This window comes from Allobosea sp. P2_A10 (assembly GCF_056405115.1).
Genome location: NZ_JBFUCS010000017.1, coordinates 14,460 through 31,449, shown reverse-complemented (window position 1 = coordinate 31,449; position 16,990 = coordinate 14,460). Strand labels below are relative to the sequence as shown.

The following is a 16,990-nucleotide window of genomic DNA, read 5'->3' as shown; positions in this document are numbered from 1 at the left end:
TCAGGAGACCGCGCGGGCGAGCTTCAGGAGTTCCGCGGCTTCGGTCGACTTCGCCGCATAGTCCTTCCAGGCGCTCTCCTCGGATATCTTGCGCCAGGCCGCGAGATTGGCGTCCGTCTGGTCGGTCACCAGCACACCCTTGGCGGCATAGACCTTGGCGACCTCCTCGTCGTCCTTCTTGGCCTCCGCCATGCCCCAGGCTTCCATCTCGGCCCCGACATCGAGCAGCACCTTCTGCTGCTCGGGCTTCAGGCTGTCGAAGATCGCCTTGGACATCAACACCGGCTCGAGCATGAACCAGAACGAGCCCTTGCGGGCAGCGGTCAGCGATTTCGACAGTTCTTCCAGGCGGAAGGAGATCAGGCTGGTCGAGGAGGTCACCGCGGCGTCGAGCGCACCGGTCTGCATGCCGATATAAACCTCGTTGGACGGCATCGTCGAAACCTGCGCGCCGGCGGCGGTGAACATCAGGTCCATCTCGCGGCTTCCGCCCCGGATCTTGATGCCCTTGACGTCGTCGGGTCCTCCGATTGCTCCTTTGCGCGATGCGATACCGCCGGCCTGCCAGATCCAGGAGATGATCTTGATGCCTTTGTCCTCGACGATCCTGGTCAGCGCCTTGCCGACGTCGGAGGTCTTCCACTTCGCACCCTGCTCGTAGCTGGTGACGAGGCACGGCATCAGCCCGAGATTGCATGCATGAAGCTCGCCGCCAGCATAGGCGATCGGGTAAAGCGACATATCGAGCGCGCCTTTCCGCATCGCGGAGAACTGCGCGTTGGTCTTCATCAGGGACGAATTGGCATAGACCTCGAACTTGAGCGAACCGGACGTGCGCTTCTCGACCTCGCGCGCCATGATGCGGCAGAGCCGGTCACGAAAATCGCCCTGATCGATACTCCCGCCGGGGAACTGATGCGAGATCTTCAGGGTGGCGGCGCTCTGGGCCGAGCCCGGACGGGCGAACGTCACGACCGCGGGCGCGGCGATCAGGCCAGACAGGATATGGCGACGATGAAACCGCATGTCTTCCTCCCATGGAAGCGCCGCGATCTATATCGCGGCTCATTTTTGGTCGTTTGCACGAACCTTTGCCATAGATAGAGCATGGTCCGACGCACAACGCCATGCGAAACGGACAAACACTATCTCTATCCGCAGCGACATGGGTGCAATCCGCGAGCGCCGGGCAGCCGATTGCCAAGCGGTCGGCAGCGAGGGATTTGCGGCATCCAGGTCGCGCTCGGCGGTTGCGTCAAAGCTTGGTATTGTCGAGCGCTACGACGACAGGCTTCGCAGGATGACGATATGGGACCGCGCCTCGCGCTCAGCGCCATCCCCATCGAAATACGCCGCACCGCCTGTGCGTTTCACGAGGCCGGCCACATCGTCGTCGGCTGGCATCACCAGCGTCACATCACCCATGCCTGGCTGAGGCCTCCCTACGGTGTCAGCGGCGAGACGTGTTTCGAGCCCTATCGAAGGGGATTCGAGAATGAGCGGCAACCCGATATCCGACGCGCCGAGGCCGAGATCATCATCCTGTGTGCCGGATATTGCGGCGAGATGATCTACTGGAACGAGGGCGAAGGCCTCAAATGGTATCCGGGCGAAATCAGCTCCCACGCCGACGATCTCGAGCAGATGCTGCCCTATATCGATTTTTTGCGCCCGGACGACGAAGTGTCTCTTCGGGCGCGCTGCGCCAGGGCTGCAACCGCGATCCTGTATGATCGACGTATGATCGCGGCACAGAAAGCCATCGCCAAGGTGCTGCTTGAACAGTGGCGCGTCGACGGCGATGACGTCGACCGCATCATGAGGCGCGAGAGCGACGGCTGAGCGCTGCGACAGGGTGCTGGCATCGCGGCGTCAAGCAGATCGGGTCTGGTCTAAAACCCGTTGCGCGAGCGGCCGGCAATCGCCTTCGAATTCGCACAAATTGCCGGCATCGAAAATCAGGGGCAGACGAACCCACCGATGTCAGGCAGGCAGCGTGATCCATTCGGCAGATTGAGCGCGCCCGACGAATCGCGGCGGACATACTCGCCATTGGGCAGAGCAAAACCGCCCCGTCTGTCGAGTTCGACCCGCGAGCCGTCGGGCAGAATCAGGCCGCCCTCGCCGTCGTCGGCGATACGTTTCGCGGAGATTTGAGGCCGGATCGGCTCGGGATTGGCGACGATCAGCCGCTGACGAGGCCGCTCGACGCAGGCCGAGGCCAACAGCACAAGGCCTAGGGCGCCGGCGGCTGTGAAAGCGTTCTTCATGACAGCTCCGTTCCTGTCTGATCGCGATCCGAGATGAAATCGGCGACCGAGGTCACCAGTTCCATCATCGCCTCTTCTTCCGCGCTGCCGGGCTTCGCCTGCCTGAAATCGGCAAGCTGCGCCAGAGCGGCATCCTTATCAGCTTCCGTGGAAATCGGTTCCCGCATTTTTCGTTCTCCGTGACCGCGATCAAACGCGCGACCCTCGCCTGAGGTTCACACGGGGTAAGGGATTTTGCCTTGGCGGACGCACGGCGTGAGTCCCGCAGAATGCGATTGACTTACGCAACAGAAAAAATAAATTATAATTTATTATCTTGGGAGAACGAGAGTGAAGCTGTCCCGGCTCATCGCCATCCAGCTCGAGGCGCGCTTCGCGGACGTGTTCGGCGGCATCGACAAGGTGCCGCCCGAACTGCTGACGCCCGCAGCGCATTTCCGGCGCATTCTGCGGACCGGCCAGGTCGCGACGCTGGTCGTGGCGCAAAGCGATGACGGCGCCGTCGGCTATGGCGAGGCTTTCGGCCTGCCGCACCCGGGCGCGGCGACGGCGATCATCAACGGCGTCGTGGCGCCCGCGCTGATCGGTGCGACCGTGGGCGACCCGGCGGAGATGCTGGCCGATCTGCACCGCTATTTCGTCGCGATGGGCAGCACCCGAGGGCCGGCGATCGAGGCTTTGAGCGGCGTCGACATCGCGCTCTGGGATTTGAAAGCGCGGACGGCGGGGCTCCCTCTGGCGACCTTTCTGGGAGGCAGCCCAGGGCCGGTCGCAACCTATGTCAGCCCGGTCACCTTCCAGGACCATCCCGACAAATCGGCTCGCGCCGCGCGAAGCTATCTCGATCAGGGCTATACGGCGATCAAGCTCAAGATCGGGCGCGGCATCGCGGTCGATCTCGACCATATCGCCGCCGTGCGGACCGCGATAGGCCCCGGCGTTCCGCTCTATCTCGACGTCAACTGCGCCTATGACGTGCCAACCGCCATCGCCGTCGCAAAGGCCCTCGTGCCCTATGATATCGGCTGGTTGGAAGAGCCGGTTCCTCCCGACGATCCCTTGGCGCTGGCCGCTGTGCGACGGGCGTCCCCTGTGCCGATCGCCGCCGGCGAGAACGAGTTCACGCTGAGTGCCCATGCAGCGCTGGTCGCGGCGGACGCGGTCGACTTCCTCCAGCCCAATATCAGCCGTGCCGGTGGCGTTTCGGGCCTGCTCGCGATCGGCGAACTCTGCGCGCGTTCGGGCATCGCCATGGCGCCTCATGGCGTGGGGACGAGCGTCGGTGTTTCCGCCGCGCTGCACACCTGCCGCGCCGCGCGCGCGGTGCATGCCTACGAGGCCAACCGGCTTTTGAACCCGCTGCGCGACGAGATGGCGCTGCGGCCGCTCGTCCTGCGGGACGGCCAACTCGTCGCACAGGACGGTCCCGGTCATGGCGGCGAGCCGGATCCCGCGCGGATCGGTCGCTACACCGTCGATGCCCCTGATACGAAAGCGGAGATGCGCAATGCCTATCCTGGTGCGTAACCCCGCCGAGCTCGGCGAGCTTGTCGGCAAGCCTGGCGAAACGCTGGCCGAGACGCTCCGCCGCACGCTGCTCGACATGATCGTGTTCGGTTATTTCGAGCGGGGCGCGCGGCTCTATCCGGAGAAGATCGCAGAGCATTTCGGCGTCAGCCTGACCCCGGTGCGCGAGGCCCTGATGCGTCTGGCGGCGGAGGGCTTCATCGCGGTGGTGCAGCGGCGCGGCTATCACGTCCGCGACCCCGATGCGAAGCAGGTTCTGGACCTCTGGCAGGTTCGCCTGGCGATCGAGCTGATGGCCGGCGAGCTGATGATCGAGCGCCTCAAGGCAGGCACGCTCGACGACCACGCCATCGACGGGATCGATGCGGTCCAGCGGCGGCTGGAGGTCGATCCGCAGGCGATTTCGCACAAGGACCGCCACGAGCAGAACGCCAGCTTCCACCACCAGATCGTCGAGCTCAGCGGCAACGACCTGCTGCTCTCGACCTATCGCGGGATCCAGATGCAGGTGCTCAACGCCTGGATTCAGCGCGGGATCGAATCCTGGCGCGGACGGCACGCATCCGAAGCCGTCGAGCACCGGGCCATTCTCGCAGCGCTGCGCGGACGCGACGGCGCGGCCTACGCGACAGCGGTGAGGAGCCATCTGCGCCGCTCGCTGAAGGACGCGCTCGCCGACCTGAAAGCGCGCCACGTCATCGACGAACTGAAGCAGAGCCGGCTCGAACCGGCCAATCCTACCGGGAGGAGATCATCATGAAACGCCGTCAGATTCTTGGCGCCCTTGCCGCCGCCGGGTGCATGCTCGCAAGCGCGGTGGCAGTGCCGACATCCGCCTTCGCGCAGACCAGAACGATCCGCATGTGGAGCTTCCTGAGCGCGACCGGCACCACGCCACGCGAACTGGCGCTTGCCCAGATCATCAAGAATTACGAGAGCGCCAATCCCGGCGCCCGCATCGTGGTCGAGACGCAGGTCTGGGACCAGATGACGCCGAAATTCCTCGCCGCCCATCGCGCCGGCACTGCCCCGGACATCATCTGGGCGATCACGGACTTTCTCGGGGATGCGATCGGCTCGGGCTCGCTGGCCGATCTCAACGAGCTTTTCATCGGGAAATGGCCAGCCGAGCAGGTCAAGGACCATGCCAGCGCCTATTGGGATCTGACCAAGAAGGGCGACAAGCAATATGCGATGTTCGTTTCGCCCAACTACATCGCGGTGACCTATCGCGCCGACCTGCTCAAGGCCGCAGGGATTTCGCCCGAGTCGATCAAGACCTGGGACGATTTCCGCGCCGCCGCCGAGAAGCTGACCGTCAGGGACGCCGCCGGCCAGGTGACGCGCTACGGCTTTGCGCAGGGCTTCAGCGAGCAGCAGGCCGATCCCCACATGATGATCCCCCACATGCTCGGCGAAGGCGAACAACTGTTCAAGCCCGATGGAAAGGCCAATTTCGCGACCCCGGCGGGCGTCGCCGCGATGACCTTCGCGACCGACCTGATCAGGAAATACAAGGTCTCGCCGGCGCAGTCGGCGACATGGACGGTCGATGATCTGTTCGAGCAGTTCGCCTCCGACCGTGTCGCCATGGTGCAGGGGCCGAGCGTCCGCATCTCCACGCTCCAGGCCAAGCTCGGCAAGGAGAACATCGGCCTCATGCTGTGGCCGGGCAGCGGCAAGACGGCGCATTCGCCAGCCGTGATGGCCGGGTGGGCCGTCGGCGTCTGGTCGAAAAGCACGCAGAAGGCCGAGGCAGGGAAATTCGTGGAATACATGCTCGGTTCGGAGGCCGAAAAGATCTGGGTCACCGTCGGCGGGCAGTCGCCACTGATGGCCTCCACGGCAAGCGCGGTGAAGGACTACATCGACAAGCCGGGCAACGGGTACATCCGCGTCGCCAGCGAAGGCTCGAGCAAATATGGCTGGCTGACCCCGATCGATTTCAATGTCGGCGGCTACCGGCAGGCCCTGAACAAGGCGACGCAGCGCATTCTGATCGACGGCATCGGGGTCAAGGAGGCGCTGGTCGAGGCCGAAGCCCGCTTCAACCGCCAGAACAACCGCTAGCGATCGCTGCGCGGGGCCTTCAGGCCCTGCGCGCTCCCTTTGCGCCACTGCGATCCAGGAATCGTCGGATGACCGTCCATTCGCGCCTTGCCGGCGTCAGCTATGTGCTGCCCGCGCTCGCGGTGCTGATGCTGGTGCTGTTCTCGCCGGTCTTCTACGGCTTCTGGTTCAGCCTGTTCCGCATCCAGTACGGCGCGCCGACCGATTTCGCCGGGCTGGAGAACTACGCCCGCCTGCTCGACGACCCCGTGCTCGCGGGCACGCTGAAGCGGAGCGCCGTCTACACCGTGACGGCGGTGGCGCTCACGACCGGCATCGCGCTGGCGCTGGCGGTCTGGATCAACCGGCTCGGCAAGCGCTTAGGCTTCCTCGTCCAGATGATCGTGATCCTGCCCTGGATCATTTCGACGGTGGTCGCGACGCTTCTGTTCCGCTGGGTCTTCGTCAGCGATATCGGGCTCGCCGGCTCGCTCATCAGGATGGCGGGACTGCCCGAGGTTCAGCTCCTCAACGACCCGACCAGCGCCATGGCGCTGCTGATCTGCGTCTCCGTCTGGAAGCGGCTGGGCTATGCCGTGATCATTATCCTGGCCGGGCTGAAAGGCATTCCCGACGACTATGAGGAGGCGGCCAGGATCGACGGCGCGAGTCCCTGGCAGATCTTCCGCCTGATCGTCCTGCCGCTGCTCAAGACCCCGCTGCTGCTGGTCATGATCGTTTTGACCCTGTCCAACCTCAACACTGTCGAGACGCCGCTGGTGCTCACCGGCGGCGGACCGGGCGACGCGACCCGCATTCTGCCGATCGAGGTCTTCGACCGGGCCTTCGTCAATTTCGACCTGGGCACCGCGACCGCGCTCGCGCTCGCCATGTTCGCCGGCAACATCCTGCTGGTCTTCGCCTATGTCAGGCTCGCCAAATGGAAGACGTGATGAGCGTCCGCGCCGATGCGATCGCGTCTCGCAGCGGCGCCGGGGAGCACATCCGCCGCCGCATCGCCATTCCACGGGCCGGCGGCATCGTCGTCGCCTGCCTTTTTGGGCTGCTGGCGCTGATGAACCTGCTGCCCCTGCTCTGGGGCATCCTGACCTCGCTCAAGTCGCAGCCCGACCTGTTCCGGGTCCCGCCCGTGCTGTTCAGCTTCGCGCCGACGACGGAGAACTATCAGCGCGTCATCGCGAGCGGCTTCCTCGGCAATATGGGCGTCAGCATCTTCTATTGCGCGATCACGGTTGTGAGCGTGCTCATGCTGGCGCTGCCGGCGGCCTATGCCTTCGACCGCTTCGATTTCCCGCTGCGGCGGCCGCTATTCATGCTGGTGGTCGCCAGCATTCCGCTGTCGCTCGGCGCGGCGGCGCTGCTGATCCCGAACTACCTTTATTTCACCCGTCTCGGGCTGACCAACTCCTGGTTCACGCTGCCGCTGATCTACACAGCCTACCAGCTGCCGATGGCGGTCTGGATCGTGAAGGGCTCGATCGAAGGCATTCCGCGCGAACTCGACGAAGCGGCAATCGTCGACGGCGCCACGCATCTGCAGATCCTGACGCGGGTTATGCTGCCCCTGAGCCGTCCGGCACTGGGCGCGGCGGGCGTGCTGACCTTCGTTGGATGCTGGAACGAATTCGTCGCCGGCTCGGTCATGATCGACACGCCGGCGCTGCGGCCGATCCAGCCGGCGATCTACAACTTCATCGGCTATTTCGGGCGCGAATGGGGGCCGCTCACGGCATCCGCGACCCTGGCCATCCTGCCCATTCTCGTCGCCTTCGCCCTGCTCAGCCGCCTGATCGTGTCGGGGCTGACCAAGGGCTCGGTGAAAGGCTGACGCCGATGATGACCACGCGCAGCATCGGCATTGCGGAAGCGGATCTTGTCATTGCCGCCGCCACGCGCGAAGCCGCCGCCATAGGCGTGCCCCAGAACATCGCCGTCGTCGATGCGGCGGGGCACCCCGTCGCCTTCCGGCGCATGGACGGCGCGAAGTTCACCTCGATCGAAATCGCCTTCGCAAAGGCCTTCACAGCGGCCGGAGCACAGATCGAGACCCGCGCCATCGCGGCGCGCACGCTGCCGGGAGAGCCGGGCTTCGGCATCCAGCACATGCATGGCGGCCGCTTCACGACATTGGCCGGAGGCATTCCGCTGCTGGCCTCCGGTGTGGTGGTGGGCGCGATCGGCGTCAGCTCCGGCTCGACGGTGCAGGACCAGCAGGTCGCGGAGGCGGGGGCCGCCGCGTTCCAGGCGCTCGGGCTGCCGGCCTGAACCTATCCCTCCGACGAGCCAAGCCCTCCGACGATCCGAACCATCGCGAGTACGACCATGCGGGATATCATCATCGTAGGCGGCGGTTCGGCAGGCTGCGTCCTGGCCAACCGCCTCTCTGCCGACCCGGCGCGCAAGGTCCTGCTGATCGAGGCCGGGCGCGACGTCAGACCGGGCGAAGAAAGAGCGGCGATCCTCGACACCTATCCCGGCAAGGCCGCCTTCGACCCGGCCAATCACTGGCCCGATCTGATGGTGCAGACGCAGCCGCATCTCCACAACGTCGCCGACCGGCCGCCGCCGAAGCGCTACGAGCAGCCGAAACTGCTGGGCGGCGGCTCCAGCATCAACGGGCAGGTCGCCAATCGCGGCACGCCGGCGGATTACGACGAATGGGCGGAGCTTGGCGCGGCCGGCTGGGACTGGCAATCGGTGCTGCCCTATTTCCTGAAGGCGGAGAACGACCTCGACTTTTCCGGGCCGCTCCACGGCAAGGACGGCCCGATCCCGATCCACCGGATTCCGCACGAGCACTGGCCGGCCTTCTCGGTCGCCGCCGAAGCGGCGATGGAGGCGCTCGGCTATGCCGACATCGCGGACCAGAACGGCGTCTATGACGACGGCCATTTCGCGATGACCCTGTCCAATAACGGCAGGCATCGGGTCTCGACCGCGATGGCCTACCTCGACGCCGAAACGCGGCGACGGCCCAATCTGGAAATCCTGACCGACACCCACGTCCTGATGCTCGCGACGGAGGGCGCCAGAGTGGTCGGCGTCAACGTCATCCGCGGCGCGGGACAGGACACGCTTCGGGCGCGGGAGGTCGTGGTCTGCGCGGGAAGCCTGCATTCGCCGGCCCTGCTGATGCGCTCGGGCATCGGGCCGGGCGCGCATCTGCGCGGGCTGGGCATCGAGGTCGTGGCCGACCGTTCCGGCGTCGGCGGCAATCTGCAGGAGCACCCCGGTATCTCGCTGTCGGGCTATATCAAGCCCGGCGCGCGCCTCGGCAATTCGACGCGGCGACATATCCATGTCGGCATGCGCTATTCGTCGGGCGTTGCGGAATGCGGCCCGTCGGACATGTTCCTGATGGTCGCGGCGAAGTCCGCCTGGCATCCGCTCGGCCCGCGCATCGGAACGATCATCTCCTGGATCAACAAGGCCCATTCGCGCGGCGAGGTCAGGCTGGTTTCGGCCGATCCGCGAAAACCCCCGACCGCGAGCTTCAACTATCTCTCGGACTATCGCGACCTTCAGCGCATGGGCGAGGCCGTCCGCCTGATCGCCAGGCTGTTTGCGACGAGGCCGCTGGCGGACGTCGTCGAGATGCCGGGCGCATCGAGCTATAGCGGCTTCGCCAAGGCGCTCGGGCGCCAGACCCTGCGCAACTACCTGATCACGGCCCCGATCGCCCTGGCCATCGACGCGCTGCCGCCGCTGCGACGGCTGTTCTTCCAGCGCGCGGTCTCGAACGGCATCAGCCTGCAATCGCTGCTGACCGAGCCGGACATCCTCGAAACCTATGTGAAAGCGCATGCGAACGGACAATGGCACCCGTGCGGGACCTGCCGCATGGGACGCGATGATGACCCCGACGCCGTGGTCGATCCCGCCAGTGGGCGCGTCCATGGCATTAGCGGCCTGAGCGTCGTCGACGCATCGATCATGCCCACCGCCCCGCGCGCCAATCTGAACCTCCCGGTGATCATGATCGCCGAGCGCATGGCCGATCTGATCGCCGGCAGGCCGAATTGACGCAGGACCGAAGGCGAAGGGAGATCCGTGACAGGGATGCCGGCCCGACCTCGACGCATGGCGCGATGATTGCGCCATCCGGCCTGGCTGGCGACACTGCGTGAAGCCGGGCGCAAGGCTCGCAGACGGACGGGGAACAGCATGCCGGACTGGATCGGGGCAGAGCGCAAAGCCAATGGCATCGTTGCAGGCTGGGCCGGCGAAAGCGGGCCGGGTGGCGCGATCGTCCTGTTCGACCGGGATGGCCCGCGCGCGGCGTCGGGCGCGGGGCTGGCCTCGATCGAGCACGGCATCCCCTTCACGGCCGATACGCCCAATCGCTTCGCCTCGATCAGCAAGCATATTCTGGCAGTGCTTCTGCTGCAGGCGAAGCTGCCCCTGTCGGCTCCGCTCGGCGAACTGCTCGACGGTCTTCCCGATGCGATCGCGCGCGTCCCGCTCGGCCGTGCGCTCGACATGACCGGGGCGTTGCCCGACATGATGGAGGTGTTCTGGCAGCGCGGCATCGCCTTCACGGCCAGCCTCGGTGCAAGCGAGATCCTCGCCGTGGCGCAACGCCTGCCGGCGCTGAATGGCGAGCCCGGCCAGGAAATGGCCTATTCCAATACCGGCTGGCGACTGGCGCAGCTCGTGCTCGAACGGCATCTTGGGATAAGCTACGCGCAGGCTGTCGACGCGCTGATGGGCGGGTTTTCACTGCCGATCCGCTTTCCGCAGGACGAAAGCGAGATCGTGCCGCATCTCGCCACCGGCTACTGGCGCGACGGCTCCGTCTGGCGGCGCGGGCGCTACGGGTTTCATTACTCGGCGTCGGGCGGCATCGTCGGCAGCGCCGAGGCTCTTGCGCGCTGGGCTGCGGCGTTGCTCGCCGGACGAGGTTCGCTGTCTGGCATGCTCGAACGCCTGACCGCGCCGCGTCCGTTCTCCGACGGCAGCAAAAGCGTCTACCGGCTCGGCCTCGTCTGCAGCATGCTGGACGATGTCAAACTGGTCGGGCATGGCGGATCGCTGCCCGGCTATCGCAACCATTTCCTGATGGCTCCGGAGCATGGCGTCGGCGTCGTCGTCATGACCAATCGCGAGGAGGATGCGCTCTGGCCGGCGCTACGCATTCTCGCCGCCTTGCTGGGGCGGGCGCTGCCGGCGCCTGCGGCCGAGGTTCCAACGGGCTTGTTCGCGGCGGAGAACGGGCCGTTCTGGGCCGAGCTGACGGCCGATGCGATCAGCGTGATGGGCGGCTTCGAGCGACTGGTCGGAGATGGCGACGGCCGCATGCGCAGCCTGCCGGCCTATCTCGACATCAGCCTCGCCCGTATCGACGCCGATACGCTCGAAGGCTCGATCGGGGGCGTCTTCCGCCGGCTTTCGCGTGTCCCGGCGGAAACCCGGCTCGACGGCAGGCTGCCGGGGCGCTGGCGCGAGCGGCATTTCGGCACGGAGATACTGGTCCGTCCCGACGGGACGGCGAGGATGGCCTGGGCCGGAGATGCCGGGATCGAGACGGTCCTGACCGCCCTGCCGGGCGGCCGCGCACTTGCCGATCTGAGCCATGGCCCCTGGCGCCATCGCCCCTGCCTCGTTCTCGAAGACGACGGCGCGCTGCACCTCGCCAGTCATCGCGCCCGCATCCTGCGATTCGACCGCGTACCCTGAAGAGCGCGACCTGCGTCAGTTGGCAGCGAGCGCGGCGATCATGCGATCGATGCCGTCTTCCATGAGCGTATGGGGCGCGTAGCCCAAGGCGGCCTCCAGCCCGTCATTGGTGAACCCCCAGGCCGATGGCGGCGTCACGGCGCTGGCGGGGACGAGCGATAGCGCGGGGTAGCGCCGGCGCAGATGGGCGGCCGCGTCGCGCATGAAGCGCTTGTCGCCGACGATGTTGAAGACATGGTGGCCATCCAGCCGCGCGGTGGCGGCGCGCGCGGCGACCTCGGCCGCGTCGTCGATCCAGGTCCAGTCGATCGCTTCCTCGAAATCCGGATAGTGTACTTCGCCCGCACCGGCCATCGCCTGCTCGACCAGCGCCTGGATCGCGCGCCAGCCGCGCGCACGGCCCGGGCCATAAACCGAGCCGAAGCGCAGGCCGATCATGCTCAGGCCCGGATTGTCCTGCGCGAAGGCGCGCGCCAGATGCTCGCCATAGGCCTTGGTCACGCCGTAGACGCTGGATGGACGCGGCACGGCGGCGTCACCGGCGGAGATGTCGGCATCGCCCAGAGCCGCGACCGAGCTGGCATAGACGAGATGGCGTGCGCCATGAGCCTGCGCGGCGGCGAAGACATGAGCCGTGCCGAGCGCGTTGACGCGGGTCGCGGCGACGATGTCGGCCTTGGCGTCAAGGGTCAGCAGCGCCGCGAGATGGATGACGACCTCGGGGCGAAACGCCGCAAAGGCCGCCGCGACATCGTCCTGCCGGGCCACGTCGCAGGCGCGAAAGGCGATGCCGCCGCGCGCGGGCAGAACGGTCTGGTCGAGCGACAGCACGTCATGATCGTCGGCCGCCAGCCGCATTGCGCTGGCCAGGCCGAGAAAGCCGGTTCCGCCGGTGATCGCGATGCGCATGGCCTTACGCCTGCCGTCAGTATTTGATCACGCCGAAGCGCCGGAAGGCGTCGTGGATGCGGTCGGCATAGGCGTTGAAACTCGGATAGTCGCCGAGATGGGCCGGGCGCGGACGCGGCAATTCGATCGCGATCTCGTCGACGACGCGGCCCGGCGTCGGCGACATCACCAGCACGCGGTCGGAGAGGCCGATCGCCTCGTCGATCGAATGGGTGATGAAGACGACGGTCTTGCCGGTCTCCAGCCAGAGCATTTCGAGGTCGTGCCGGATCTGCGTGCGCGTGATCGCGTCGAGCGCGCCGAAAGGTTCGTCCATCATCAGGACGGAGGGGTTGTGGATCAGCGCACGCGCGATCGAGACGCGCTGGCGCATGCCGCCGGAGAGTTGCTTGGGATAGCGATCGACCGCATGCGAGATGCCGAGCTTGGCGAAGAGTTCGAGCGCACGCTCCTTCGCCGGCGCGAGCGGCAAGCCGCGGATTTCGGCCTGCAGCATGACGTTCTCCAGCGCCGTCCGGAACTCCAGCAGGAGATGATCCTGGAAGACGATGCCGATATCGGTCAGCGGCGAGGTCAGCGCCTTGCCGTCGACCAGCAACTCGCCGGAGCTGACCGGGATGAGCCCGGCCGCCATCAGCATGAACGTGCTTTTGCCGCAGCCCGACGGTCCGATGAGGCTGACGAATTCGCCAGACCGGATATCGAGGGTGAGACCGTCGACGGCAGTGAAGCCGCCGAAGGTCTTGACGATGCCGCGCCCGGTGATCGCGGCGGCGGCGGAACCCGTCATGGCTGCGCTCGCGGTCACGGCGTCCTCACGAGCAGGATGCCGCCGAAGCCGGCAGCAGCTCGGTGGTGTAGTAATCGGTGATCGGCTTGTCCTTGGGCAGGCCGAGATACTGGGTCAGCAAATCGTAGCTCACCGTCCAGTTCTTCTCCGGCACCTTGCCGAGCGAGATCGCGCCGGGCGCGCAGAGCAGCTTGTTGACGACCTCGAACTGCGCCAGCACCTGCGCCTTCTTCACCGCCGGGAACTGCGCCACGACGGCGTCGGCGGCAGCGTCGGGGTTCTTGCGGGCGGCGTCCCAGCCCTGCAGGCTGACCTCGACGAACTTCTTGTAGAGGTCGGCATCGGCCTTGATCCGGTCGTCGCGCGCGATCATCGAGAGGCCGACGGTGGGCACGCCGACGTCACGGTAGAAGATATCGCGGACCTTGAAGCCGCGCTCGCGGATCTGGATCGAGTGGAAATCCGCGCCACCGAGGATGKCGTCGACCTTCTTCTCCAGCAGCGCGCCCACAAAAGCGCCGGGGTCGATCGCGATGACGTCGACCTTCGTCTTGTCGATGCCGTTGCTGGCGAGGATCGCTTCCAGCAGCGTCGTCTGCGCCGTGCCGGGCTGGACCGCGAGCTTCTTGCCGACGAGGTCCTTGGGCGTGACGATGCCGCTGTCTTCCAGCGCGATGATGGCGAAGCCGTTGGTCTGGAGGACGGGGGCGATGATCTTGACCGGCGCGCCCTTGGTGCGAAGCTGCATCGCGGCGGGCGCGTCGGCGAAGCCGATATCGGTCTGGCCGGTAGCGACCATCTGCGCGGTCGTGCCTGAGCCCTTACCCTCCTCGATCGTCAGGTTGATGCCGGCCTTCTCGTAGAGCCCCATCTGCTTGGCCATCATGAAGCCGGCATTGGGGGCGGCCGCGAGGAAGTTCAGCGTAATCTTCATCGGCTTGCCCGCGCCTTGCGCGAAGGCGGATGCCGTGCCGAGCGTCAGAATGGCGGCGGTGGCGAGCAGCGTTCGTCTGTTCATGGTGTCCTCCCGAATGTCCCGGTTGAGCCCGGGTTGATGGTTGAAGCGAAGCGGTTCTGTCCTTGGCGCGATCAGCCCTTGCGCTGCCACGGCATCAAGAGCACCTCGAGCCCGTCGACGAGGTAGCTGAACAGGATGCCGACGACGCTGAGCGCCACCAGGCAGGCGAAGATCAGCGGCATGTCGAGGAAGCTCGTGCCGCGCAGCAGCAGGTAACCCAGCCCCGCATTGGCGCCGACGAACTCGCCGACGATCGCGCCCGTAGCGGCAAAGACCGCCGAAACCTTGAGCCCGGAGAAGATATAGGTCAGCGCGGCCGGCACCCGGACATAGCGGAAGGTCTGCCAGGCGCTCGCGCCCATCGAACGCGTCAGATAGAGCACGCGCTCGTCCAGCGCCCGGAAACCGGTCATGCTGGCGACCAGCGTCGGGAAGAAGCAGAGCAGGAAGGTCAGCAGCACCTTCGGGAACAGGCCGAAGCCGAACCAGACCACGAAGAGCGGCGCGATCGCGATCTTCGGAACGAGCTGAAAGAAGACGATGACGGGATAGACCGCCTTCTCCAGGATCTTCACGGACACGATGATGTAGCCGAGCGGGATCGAGATCACCGCCGCCATCAGAAACCCGAGCACGATCTCGTTGCCGGTGACGAGCGTGTGCTGGAAGATCAGGGCCCGGTCGGTCCAGAGCCGCTCGAAGAAGGCGCTGGGAACAGGGAGGATGTATTCGGGCACGCCGGCGACGGGCACCAGCCATTGCCAGGCCAGAAGCAGCACGGCGAAGCTCGCCAGCGGCCAGGCGATGGCCGACGCCCACTCCGCGACCCTGCCCGACGCTCCATCTTGCGCACCGGCGGCCTGTGTCGCCGGCCTGACTGCGGCATCGTCGGTCATGAATGTGCTCCCGCCTGAAGCATGTGCTCGGCCCGGCTGCTCGCCGCAGTCGCGGAAAGCGTCTGGATTTGCCGGCGGCGCAGCGGCCAGATCTCGGCCATCTCCAGCGCTGCCTTGCGCAGCGCCTCGGCGATGGCGCCGCGCCGCTCCTCGGTCATGCGCGGCAGGGGGCCGGCGACGCTGAGCGTTCCGGCGATGTCCGCATCCTTGCCCGGTCCGGCGCGAAACACCGTCGCCATCGCAACCGTGCCGATCTCGCCCTCCTCGACCGCGAGCGCGACGCCGCGCCGGCGCGTCTCGGCGAGATGGGCGCGCAGCGCGTCGACATCGGACAAGGCGTTGGGGCCGGTGCGGCCCTGCGCCTCGAAGCCGCGCGCGCAGACGATGCGCAGCGCCTCGTTCTCGGGCAGGGAGGCAAGCCAGGCCTTGCCGGTCGCGGTCGCGTGCAGGATGATCCCGGTGCCCATCGGCGGATCGTAGCGCAGGCCGGCCGTCGCACCCTGGGCGCGCGCAATCCAGACGAGGTTTTCGTCCTCGACCACGGCGAGACGGCAATATTCCCGTGTCGCGCGGGCAAGACCGTCGAGCACGATCTGCCCGGCATCCGGCAGGCCGCGCAGATCGAGATTGCGGAAGGCAAGCTGCGAGAGTTTCAGTGTCAGGCCATAGGCGCCGCTAGCCCCATTCTGCGCGACGAAACCCTGCTCGGCCAAGGTCGCCAGCAGGCGATGAGTCGCGCTGGCGGGCAATTCGAGCCGTTCGGCGAGCAGACTGAGATCGACGCCATCGGGTTCGCCCGATAGCGCCTCCAGCACTTTCAACACCCGCTCCACGGCTGCGATCGTCACGTTCCGTCCCTGTGGCTTTTATTTTGGAATTGATTTCCAATTCAGAATTGAATTTCGTATACGTGTGACAAGAGGCGGAGTCAACGCGCCTCGACGAGGTGGATCAGCAATGGTCCATCCTCAGCCCTCATCCTGAGGAGCCGCGCAGCGGCGTCTCGAAGGATGGCCCAGGATGCTCCGGAATTTTCTGGAGCATCCTTCGAGACGCGCTCCCGCGGAGCGCTCCCCAGGATGAGGGCTGCGGGTGGTCGACTGCATCCCGCCTCAGTGAAAGGGAGGATGGCAGTGAGCTTGTCTGGAGAGGGAGCGGTCGCGATCTGGCATGACATCGCGCCGGAAGGCCGTGAGGAATTCTACGCCTGGCACGGCCAGGAGCATATGCCGGAGCGGCTCGGCATTCCCGGCTTCACGCGCGGCCGGCGCTATGCCGCGATCGAGGCCGATCTCGAATTCTTCAATCTTTACGAGGCTTTGAGCGTCGAGGTCCTGAAAAGCCAGGACTATACCGCGCGCGTGAATGCGCCGACGCCGTGGACGCTTTCGGCCGTCAGGCACTTCCGCTCGGTGGCGCGCTCGATCTGCCGCGTCGCCCACAGCGCTGGGCCGGCTGCGGGCGGGCTGATCGCCACATTGCGTTACGATGTGCCCGATGAGGGGGCCGCCGCCCACAAGGCGACGCTGCTGCGCCAGACCATCCCCGACCTGCTCGCCATGCCCGGCGTTGCCGGCGTGCATCTCCTGACCGCCGATGCCGAGGCGAGTGGCGTCGCCACAGCCGAGCAGAAGGCGCGCGGCGTCGCCAACGCCGTGCCGCGCTGGGTGCTGCTGCTGGAAGGCTGGGGCGACGAGGCCGCTTTCGTCGCGCTCGCCAAGGCAGAGCTCGCGCCCGGCAAGCTTGATGCGATCGGCGGCAGCGGCCCATATTCGCTGGGGCTCTATCGCCACCAGATCACCCGCACCAAGACCGCCTGGAGCGCCGGCTGATG

At 66.3% G+C, this 16,990-nt stretch carries 18 protein-coding genes; 10 read left to right on the top strand and 8 right to left on the bottom strand.

The window, feature by feature from the left end; genetic code table 11:
- On the bottom strand, positions 1-1,026 hold the full coding sequence (gene dctP / locus AC1DZY_RS20950; protein WP_476822089.1) for a TRAP transporter substrate-binding protein DctP: 1,026 nt from the start codon (positions 1,024-1,026) through the stop codon (positions 1-3).
- A gap of 282 nt (positions 1,027-1,308) precedes the next feature.
- Here dctP and AC1DZY_RS20945 point away from each other — a divergent pair, with 282 nt between their 5' ends.
- On the top strand, positions 1,309-1,842 hold the full coding sequence (locus tag AC1DZY_RS20945) for a hypothetical protein (RefSeq protein ID WP_476822088.1): 534 nt from the start codon (positions 1,309-1,311) through the stop codon (positions 1,840-1,842).
- Positions 1,843-1,958: 116 nt separating this feature from the next.
- Here AC1DZY_RS20945 and AC1DZY_RS20940 read toward each other — a convergent pair whose 3' ends face one another.
- Complete coding sequence (locus AC1DZY_RS20940; RefSeq protein WP_476822087.1) at positions 1,959-2,270, bottom strand: hypothetical protein; 312 nt, start codon at positions 2,268-2,270, stop codon at positions 1,959-1,961.
- Positions 2,267-2,437 (bottom strand): hypothetical protein, encoded by a 171-nt coding sequence (locus tag AC1DZY_RS20935; protein WP_476822086.1) that lies wholly within the window; start codon positions 2,435-2,437, stop codon positions 2,267-2,269. The genes AC1DZY_RS20940 and AC1DZY_RS20935 overlap by 4 nt, the downstream gene beginning before the upstream one ends.
- 163 nt (positions 2,438-2,600) lie before the next feature.
- Here AC1DZY_RS20935 and AC1DZY_RS20930 point away from each other — a divergent pair, with 163 nt between their 5' ends.
- From AC1DZY_RS20930 to AC1DZY_RS20895, 8 genes are all read left to right on the top strand, one after another.
- Complete coding sequence (locus AC1DZY_RS20930) at positions 2,601-3,797, top strand: mandelate racemase/muconate lactonizing enzyme family protein (RefSeq protein WP_476822085.1); 1,197 nt, start codon at positions 2,601-2,603, stop codon at positions 3,795-3,797.
- Entirely contained in the window at positions 3,778-4,557 is a 780-nt protein-coding gene (locus tag AC1DZY_RS20925; protein ID WP_476822084.1) for a GntR family transcriptional regulator, read from the top strand. Before AC1DZY_RS20930 ends, AC1DZY_RS20925 begins: the two co-directional genes overlap by 20 nt.
- Positions 4,554-5,867 (top strand): ABC transporter substrate-binding protein, encoded by a 1,314-nt coding sequence (locus AC1DZY_RS20920; protein WP_476822083.1) that lies wholly within the window; start codon positions 4,554-4,556, stop codon positions 5,865-5,867. Before AC1DZY_RS20925 ends, AC1DZY_RS20920 begins: the two co-directional genes overlap by 4 nt.
- Positions 5,868-5,935: 68 nt before the next feature.
- On the top strand, positions 5,936-6,799 hold the full coding sequence (locus AC1DZY_RS20915; protein WP_476822082.1) for a carbohydrate ABC transporter permease: 864 nt from the start codon (positions 5,936-5,938) through the stop codon (positions 6,797-6,799).
- The gene (locus AC1DZY_RS20910) at positions 6,799-7,695 is read left to right on the top strand and encodes a carbohydrate ABC transporter permease (protein ID WP_476822081.1); all 897 of its coding nucleotides are present in this window, start codon (positions 6,799-6,801) and stop codon (positions 7,693-7,695) included. Before AC1DZY_RS20915 ends, AC1DZY_RS20910 begins: the two co-directional genes overlap by 1 nt.
- 5 nt (positions 7,696-7,700) lie before the next feature.
- Positions 7,701-8,132, top strand: coding sequence for a GlcG/HbpS family heme-binding protein (locus AC1DZY_RS20905; RefSeq protein WP_476822080.1), 432 nt, complete (start codon positions 7,701-7,703; stop codon positions 8,130-8,132).
- A 57-nt stretch (positions 8,133-8,189) separates the two neighbouring features.
- A complete protein-coding gene (locus tag AC1DZY_RS20900; protein WP_476822079.1) occupies positions 8,190-9,890 on the top strand; it encodes a GMC family oxidoreductase in 1,701 nt (566 codons plus the stop codon).
- A gap of 141 nt (positions 9,891-10,031) precedes the next feature.
- Positions 10,032-11,543, top strand: coding sequence for a serine hydrolase domain-containing protein (locus tag AC1DZY_RS20895; RefSeq protein WP_476822078.1), 1,512 nt, complete (start codon positions 10,032-10,034; stop codon positions 11,541-11,543).
- A 15-nt stretch (positions 11,544-11,558) separates the two neighbouring features.
- On the opposite strand, the gene AC1DZY_RS20890 is transcribed toward AC1DZY_RS20895, so the two are convergent.
- The 5 genes from AC1DZY_RS20890 to AC1DZY_RS20870 all read right to left on the bottom strand — a co-directional run bounded on the left by AC1DZY_RS20890 (position 11,559) and on the right by AC1DZY_RS20870 (position 16,004).
- Complete coding sequence (locus AC1DZY_RS20890) at positions 11,559-12,452, bottom strand: NAD-dependent epimerase/dehydratase family protein (RefSeq protein WP_476822077.1); 894 nt, start codon at positions 12,450-12,452, stop codon at positions 11,559-11,561.
- Between the two features lie 16 nt (positions 12,453-12,468).
- The gene (locus tag AC1DZY_RS20885; protein WP_476822076.1) at positions 12,469-13,242 is read right to left on the bottom strand and encodes an ABC transporter ATP-binding protein; all 774 of its coding nucleotides are present in this window, start codon (positions 13,240-13,242) and stop codon (positions 12,469-12,471) included.
- Between the two features lie 25 nt (positions 13,243-13,267).
- Positions 13,268-14,260 (bottom strand): ABC transporter substrate-binding protein, encoded by a 993-nt coding sequence (locus tag AC1DZY_RS20880; RefSeq protein WP_476822075.1) that lies wholly within the window; start codon positions 14,258-14,260, stop codon positions 13,268-13,270.
- A gap of 71 nt (positions 14,261-14,331) precedes the next feature.
- Positions 14,332-15,156, bottom strand: coding sequence for an ABC transporter permease (locus tag AC1DZY_RS20875; RefSeq protein ID WP_476822074.1), 825 nt, complete (start codon positions 15,154-15,156; stop codon positions 14,332-14,334).
- Positions 15,153-16,004 (bottom strand): IclR family transcriptional regulator, encoded by an 852-nt coding sequence (locus tag AC1DZY_RS20870; protein ID WP_476822073.1) that lies wholly within the window; start codon positions 16,002-16,004, stop codon positions 15,153-15,155. Before AC1DZY_RS20870 ends, AC1DZY_RS20875 begins: the two co-directional genes overlap by 4 nt.
- A 285-nt stretch (positions 16,005-16,289) precedes the next feature.
- Between AC1DZY_RS20870 and AC1DZY_RS20865 the strand changes: the two genes are divergently transcribed.
- Positions 16,290-16,988 carry a hypothetical protein gene (locus AC1DZY_RS20865; RefSeq protein ID WP_476822072.1) on the top strand — a complete coding sequence of 233 codons (699 nt, stop codon included), beginning with the start codon at positions 16,290-16,292 and terminating at the stop codon, positions 16,986-16,988.
- Positions 16,989-16,990: the final 2 nt, after the last annotated feature.